General features: G+C 60.3%; 7 protein-coding genes. 5 read left to right on the top strand and 2 right to left on the bottom strand.

From position 1 onward, the window contains the following. The first annotated feature begins 164 nt into the window (after positions 1 to 164). From QBK88_RS18615 to QBK88_RS18605, 3 genes are all read left to right on the top strand, one after another. Positions 165 to 1,355: an SEL1-like repeat protein gene (locus tag QBK88_RS18615; protein WP_445764958.1), complete on the top strand. Its 1,191-nt coding sequence runs from the start codon at positions 165 to 167 to the stop codon at positions 1,353 to 1,355. Between the two features lie 55 nt (positions 1,356 to 1,410). Then, positions 1,411 to 1,674: a PAAR domain-containing protein gene (locus QBK88_RS18610; protein ID WP_277963181.1), complete on the top strand. Its 264-nt coding sequence runs from the start codon at positions 1,411 to 1,413 to the stop codon at positions 1,672 to 1,674. Between the two features lie 90 nt (positions 1,675 to 1,764). Next, positions 1,765 to 2,004: a hypothetical protein gene (locus tag QBK88_RS18605; protein ID WP_277963180.1), complete on the top strand. Its 240-nt coding sequence runs from the start codon at positions 1,765 to 1,767 to the stop codon at positions 2,002 to 2,004. On the opposite strand, the gene QBK88_RS18600 is transcribed toward QBK88_RS18605, so the two are convergent. Then, complete coding sequence (locus QBK88_RS18600; RefSeq protein ID WP_277963179.1) at positions 2,001 to 2,657, bottom strand: lipopolysaccharide core heptose(II)-phosphate phosphatase PmrG; 657 nt, start codon at positions 2,655 to 2,657, stop codon at positions 2,001 to 2,003. The genes QBK88_RS18605 and QBK88_RS18600 overlap by 4 nt on opposite strands. Before the next feature lie 253 nt (positions 2,658 to 2,910). Here QBK88_RS18600 and QBK88_RS18595 point away from each other — a divergent pair, with 253 nt between their 5' ends. Together QBK88_RS18595 and QBK88_RS18590 are read left to right on the top strand one after the other, a co-directional pair. After that, positions 2,911 to 3,603 carry a response regulator transcription factor gene (locus tag QBK88_RS18595; RefSeq protein WP_277963178.1) on the top strand — a complete coding sequence of 231 codons (693 nt, stop codon included), beginning with the start codon at positions 2,911 to 2,913 and terminating at the stop codon, positions 3,601 to 3,603. Positions 3,604 to 3,760: 157 nt separating this feature from the next. Then, complete coding sequence (locus QBK88_RS18590; protein ID WP_277963177.1) at positions 3,761 to 4,636, top strand: Kdo hydroxylase family protein; 876 nt, start codon at positions 3,761 to 3,763, stop codon at positions 4,634 to 4,636. A gap of 92 nt (positions 4,637 to 4,728) precedes the next feature. Here QBK88_RS18590 and QBK88_RS18585 read toward each other — a convergent pair whose 3' ends face one another. After that, entirely contained in the window at positions 4,729 to 6,093 is a 1,365-nt protein-coding gene (locus QBK88_RS18585) for a UDP-glucose dehydrogenase family protein (protein WP_277963176.1), read from the bottom strand. Positions 6,094 to 6,097 lie beyond the last annotated feature (4 nt).

Here is a 6,097-nt window from a genome sequence, read left to right as displayed (position 1 = left end):
TTTCAGACGAGCAGAATGTCGCCCTATACCTCGTTAGTAGAGTTTTTATACGCCGAAAAAAGTCTCAAGGACCTTGATTGATGCGCCGAATAACATTTATGTCAAGTCTGTTGTTTGTTTTGTCTAGTAATAGTGTGCTTGCCAAAAATCCTGGGAATGCAAACATGAATCCGCTGACCTCTATCAAGGCTAATCTAACCTTTAACTGTGTTCATGAAATAATCCCTGCGCCGTCTCGCGACACGCAGATGCTCTTTGAGTATGCAAGATGGTTACAGAAAACTCACCAGCTCAAGCCGAATGGCTTTGCGAATTTAGAAGTTGAGAGATTATATCGAATTGCGGCTGAGAATGGGCATTTCAAAGCTAATATTAATCTCCAGAATGGCGCCATTCGTCGTCAGTTTAAGATTGATGGGGAGGAGCACTTGCGGCTGAGTCAGGATCTTATCGCGGGTGGAGTGGCGACAGGTTACTACTTTGTCAGCACTTTTTTGAAAGACGGCGGAGCAGGGCTAGAACCAGACCCGGAAATGGCACTACGTTATCTCCGTAAGGCTGCCGATCATGGGCACGCCCAGTCGCAGGCATATTTGGGAGATAAACTGGCCCCCCGAGATATTGCTCCATCAGTCGCCCGCCAAATGCGCCGATGCGCAGCCGCGCAAGGTAATGGTGACGCGGCGATAGCGTTAGGTATTAATCTGGCCACTGAAGGTCTGTACCAAGAGGCGCTCCAGGCATTTCAACTTGGAGTTGCTGCGGGGGATGAGTTTTCCGCGTCGTTCCTAGAGCATGGCTTTCGTGGTCCCGCTCCCGAGGATCGACTGGACTATCTCGGCCAGCAAAAAGATTTAAAGCGTGCGGAGCGCTATGAAGCGATTGGGCGGGTACTAGGAAACTACTCATACGCCAACCCTACCGTCCCTGAGATCAACGAAATTGTTCCTCTGCCACCAGCTGAACTGCCCGAGTGGGACGGCAAGCTCCAATGGCTGGAAGCCCGCCTTGCCAACATTCCCCCCGAAAAGCCTGGCGAGGCCCTGATCACCCAGCTGGCCAACGCCAAGAAGCTAGATCCAGCCACCGGTAAGCCCTTACCCGGTTCACCCGCCTTCAGCCAAGCCAACTTCCCTGTGCGAATCTGCTACACGGGTGAAGCCTGCCCACAAAGCGGATATTGGAAGGTCATCTGGCCTCCGGTGCGGGCAGTGCAAAAGGTTGTGATTCAACACTTTGAACAAGGGGACATATTCCCGTTGCAAGCGGTGGAGCGATACCACATACGCCCCTGGCCGCTATCCGACAAAACATCACGCCGAGATGAAGTGGTTGAGTGGGGGCTATTGGGATGAGTGCATTGGGCATCGGTTTCCACTTGCACACCGGCTTGGACAAATGGGGTCGTTCATGAAAGGCATCATTCGCGTCGGCGATAAAACCACCAGCGGTGGCGAGGTGCGGGCCGGTTCAATAACCCGGATGTTTGGCGGCCTCGGTGTAGCCCGCCAGGGCGATCCGGTGGACTGCCCCACGGCTGGGCACGGCCGTACCTTCATCGCTGAAGGCCATCCGGCGTTCCGCGAAAACGGCGTGCCCATTGCCTTCCACGGCCATGCCTGTGGCTGCGGCTGCACCTTGATTTCGTCTTTGCCACACGCAGGCGCGCGCTGACGATGGCAGTCAGATTCGACCACCCCGTGCCTGTGGCACCGCAGCCTCCGGTACCTCGATCAGATGGTGGTCGGGAGGTAGGGATACAGGATGCAGGTCCAACGCTCAGGCGTTTCAGGTGGTGCTCTGGTGATGGCTGGGCTGTCGCTGTGGGGCGGTAGTGTGCACAGTCAGCGCTGCGACGATGATCTGCTGACCTGGCACCTGCGCACCGAACTGGGCCAGGGCCCGCTGGCGTTGTTGAGCCTGCGGGGCTTCACGCTACCATCGCGGATATTCCTGGCCGAAGGTGAACGGGCCGATGCCTACGCGCTGACGGCGGCGCCTTAACGGACGACATCCTTGAGCGCGGTGTCCCAGCCATCCACGTTCAACACGCCCAGCGCCTGCGCCTTGTCCCGGTGGTTGACGCGCACGAAGAAGGCCGTGCCATATTCACTGGCGTCGGCATGCTCGTAGTCCAACTGGGCTTCGAGCTTGCTGATGCAGTCGCTGTGGGTGATCAGGATCAGGTTGCGGTGCGCCTGCTTGTGCGCCAGGACATCCTGCAGCAGGGTGGCCTTGCTGCACACGCGCAGCCATTCCTGCGCCTGGTTGGCGTCGCCGAACATGTAGTGGCCAGTCTGGGCCGTGCGCGTGGTGGGGCTGCTGATCACGTCGGTATTGGTCATCCCCAGGGTGCGGAAGCCGTCGCCGACGCGGTCGGCGACCTGGCTGCCATCGTGGGTGATGCCATCGGCCACCCCGAGGCATTTGCCATCCGAGCGGTCACAGCGCTCCGCATGGCGGATCAGCACGATCACGTCCCCCGCAGCCCAATGTTCGCGCACATGGGCATTGGCCATGTTGCCCACTTTGCCCAGGTCCAGCGGCGAGCGCGGCCAGGCCACGAAGCCCGCGATCAACGCTGGCACCACCAGGACGGCACTGCCGAACAATACCTTGCGCAGCAGGCTGTGAGGCGGGCGTGGCGATGGTGTCATGGGTGTATCCGTGCAAGGGGGCGGGTACCTTGGACACTATGGAGCAGAACGTGGGGCGCAGGTGAAAACCCTGTGAAAAATTCGAAAATTCATCCGGCCCGCTACATTTGTCATGGGGTACCCGAGAAGCCATGTAACATGATTTTGACGAGCACAATGCTATTACGCCTCCTGAATTCAGCGCAGCGTCACCGTGGCGAAGCCAAACGTCGCGGCATGCGCACGGAAAGTACAAGAAAGTGGTGGGGGACCTATGCAAATTCTGGTGGTTGAGGACAACCGAGACATTCTCGACAACGTGACGGAGTACCTGCAATTGCGCGGCTGCGAAGTGACACGCGCGGAGGATGGGTTGAGCGGACTGCACCTGGCGGCCACGCGCTCGTTCGACATGGTGATCCTGGACGTGATGCTACCGGGCATGACCGGAACCCAGGTGTGCCAGCGCCTGCGCGAAAGCGCGCGCGCCGATACCCCGGTGATCATGCTCACCGCCCGCGATGCCTTGAGCGACCGCCTGGACGGCTTCACGGCCGGGGCAGACGACTACCTGATCAAGCCATTCGCGCTGTCGGAACTGATGGCTCGCATCGAAGCGCTGGTGTGGCGGTTCAAGCGCAAGAGTTCGCGGGTGCTCAAGGTTCACGACCTGTCCTACGACCTGGACACGCTGCAGATCACCCGTGGTGACATTTCCCTGCGCCTGAACCCCACCAACCTGAAGATGCTGGAGCTGCTGATGCGCAAAAGCCCGGCGGTTGTCACCCGGCGCGAGCTGGAAGAAAACGTCTGGGGCGAGTACACCCCCAACAGTGACAGCCTGCGCAGTAACCTGCATTTATTGCGGCGCATGGTCGACAAACCGTTCGATGTGCCGTTGATCCACACCATTCACGGTATTGGCTACCAGTTGGTGTACAAGAGCGGCGAATCTGCCGGAAGCTGAACGCCGGCTGGCCAGGCGTACGTTTTCAACGCAATTTTCATAATTGATCGTGTCGTATGGACTATAAGTAGACATATTTTGCAACATTTAGGATGCCCCTTCACCGCAGGAAGCGGATGCATCACGTATGCGGTAATCGTCTGCGTAGGCCAATCATATGACTGAAGTTGTCAGCTTGCCCCTCACTGCCTGGTCAGGCGAAATCGAAGGAGGGCTGCGTGCTCGAGGTGTGGAGGCGCTGGAGGCTGGGGCCGTGCTGGCCTTCCCAGCCCTGTGTTTCCAGGTTCGCGACGATGAGCTCGACCTGCTGGCCCCCCAGGTAGGGGCCAAAAGCAAGAACATCAGCCTGTCGCCCAGTGGCGACGCGCTCAAGGGTGTGGAGGGCGATGAAGCCCGGGCGCGGCGGATGCAGCAGATGGTCGGGCGCTTCGCCGACCAGGCTGAAGCACTGGCCCGCAGCCTGTTGGCCCCTTATGCAGGCGCCCTGCAGCGTGCCCGCACCAGTTTCCGCCCGGAGGAAATCGCCGGCCGTCAGACTTCCTGGCGCAAGGACGACACGCGGTTGCACGTGGATAATTTTCCGTCGTCGCCCACCCGCGGCAAGCGTATCCTGCGGGTGTTCGCCAACATCAATCCGGCCGGCGAGCCTCGCCACTGGCGGCTGGGCGAGCCGTTCGAGCGTCTGGCCGATCGCTATGCACCTACATTGCCCAGGCCGCTCTGGGGCTCGGCACAGGTACTCAACGCCTTGGGGATCACCAAGGCGCCACGCAGCGCCTACGACCATTACATGTTGCACCTGCACGACCGCATGAAGGCCGACCAGGGCTACCAGCGAACCGCGCCGCAGAGCACCTGGGAATTTGCGGCGGGGTCGGCCTGGATGGTGTTTACCGATCAGGTATCCCACGCGGCGACACAGGGCAAATGCGCGCTGGAACAGACCTTTCTGTTACCGGTGCAGGCCATGCAGGATGGGGAGCGGGCGCCGTTGCGGGTGTTGGAGCGGTTGATGGCGCGCAAGCTGGCGTGAGGCCCGTGCGGGACCGGGCTTGCGCCCGATCCCGCGGCGCGATGCGTGATGCACCGCGCCTGAACCCATGAAGCGTCAGCAGATGAAGCGCATCACTCGCTCCACTTGCGATCCGGAATCGGCAGGTTGCAGGACTCGCCGCGGCCGATCGGGAAGTAGGTGATACCCTTCTGCGCCAACCGCTCCACGTCATACAGGTTGCGCCCATCGAAGATCACCGGATTGGCCAGGCGCTTCAGGATCAAGTCGAAGTCCGGAGCCTTGAACTGTTGCCATTCCGTGCAGATGATCAGCGCATCAGCGCCGTTCAACGTCGACTCAGGGGTGCCCATCAGCATCAGGTCGGGCTGTTCGCCGTACAGCAGCTGGGTTTGCTGCATGGCCTCAGGGTCGAAGGCGCGCACCTGGGCGCCAGCCGCCCACAGTGACTCCATCAGATCGCGGCTCGGCGCATCACGCATGTCATCGGTGTTGGGCTTGAATGCCAACCCCCACAGGGCGAAGGTGCGGCCCTTGAGGTCGCCCTTGAAATAGGCCTTCACGCGCTCGAACAGCTTGTGCTTCTGCCGTTCGTTGATGGCTTCCACGGCTTGCAGCAGGTCGTTGGAGCAGTGTGCCGCCTCAGCGGTGTGGATCAGCGCACGCATGTCCTTGGGGAAGCACGAGCCGCCGTAGCCGCAACCGGCGTAGATGAAGTCATAGCCAATGCGCGGGTCGGCGCCCATGCCCAGGCGGATGGCCTCGATGTCGGCACCCAGATGCTCGGCCAGTTCGGCGATCTGGTTGATGAAGCTGATCTTGGTGGCCAGCATGCAGTTCGCCGCGTATTTGGTCAGCTCGGCGCTGCGCAGGTCCATGAACAGGATACGGTCGTGGTTGCGGTTGAACGGTGCGTACAACTCGCGCATCACGTCGCGCACTTCCTGGCGTTCGCAGCCGATGACGATGCGGTCCGGGCGGCGGCAATCGCGCACGGCCGACCCTTCCTTGAGGAATTCGGGGTTGGAGACGATATCGAACTGCAGCGTGCGGCCAGCCTTGGCCAGGGCTTCACTGATGTGCTTGTGCAAGGCGTCACCGGTGCCCACCGGCACGGTGGATTTTTCCACGACGATCAGGGGGTCTACCCGGTGACGGGCAATGGCGTCACCCACCGAGAACACGAAACGCAGGTCGGCCGAACCGTCGTCACCCGAAGGGGTGCCCACGGCGATGAACAGGACTTCGCCGTGTTCGATGGCCAGCTTTTCATCGCTGGTGAAATGCAGACGACCGCTGTCCAGGTTTTCCCGCACCAGGGCTGACAGGCCAGGCTCGAAGATGGTCACGTGGCCCTTGGACAGTTGCTCGACCTTGTGCTGGTCGATGTCCATGCAGATCACGTCATGACCCACTTCGGCCAATACGGTGGCTTGCACCAGACCTACGTAACCACTACCGATAACACTGATTTTCATTGCG

This window comes from Pseudomonas sp. RIT-To-2, from assembly GCF_029623465.1.
In the GTDB taxonomy this organism is placed as follows: Bacteria; Pseudomonadota; Gammaproteobacteria; order Pseudomonadales; family Pseudomonadaceae; genus Aquipseudomonas; species Aquipseudomonas silvicola.
Note: the sequence above shows the minus strand (reverse complement) of the source record. Positions and strands in the feature narration are given on the sequence as shown.

Coding starts and splice junctions, on each gene's coding strand:
- QBK88_RS18615 (WP_445764958.1), top strand. CDS start 165: ATGAATCCGCTGACCTCTATCAAGGCTAATCTAACCTTTAACTGTGTT.
- QBK88_RS18610 (WP_277963181.1), top strand. CDS start 1,411: ATGAAAGGCATCATTCGCGTCGGCGATAAAACCACCAGCGGTGGCGAG.
- QBK88_RS18605 (WP_277963180.1), top strand. CDS start 1,765: ATGCAGGTCCAACGCTCAGGCGTTTCAGGTGGTGCTCTGGTGATGGCT.
- QBK88_RS18600 (WP_277963179.1), bottom strand. CDS start 2,657: ATGACACCATCGCCACGCCCGCCTCACAGCCTGCTGCGCAAGGTATTG.
- QBK88_RS18595 (WP_277963178.1), top strand. CDS start 2,911: ATGCAAATTCTGGTGGTTGAGGACAACCGAGACATTCTCGACAACGTG.
- QBK88_RS18590 (WP_277963177.1), top strand. CDS start 3,761: ATGACTGAAGTTGTCAGCTTGCCCCTCACTGCCTGGTCAGGCGAAATC.
- QBK88_RS18585 (WP_277963176.1), bottom strand. CDS start 6,093: ATGAAAATCAGTGTTATCGGTAGTGGTTACGTAGGTCTGGTGCAAGCC.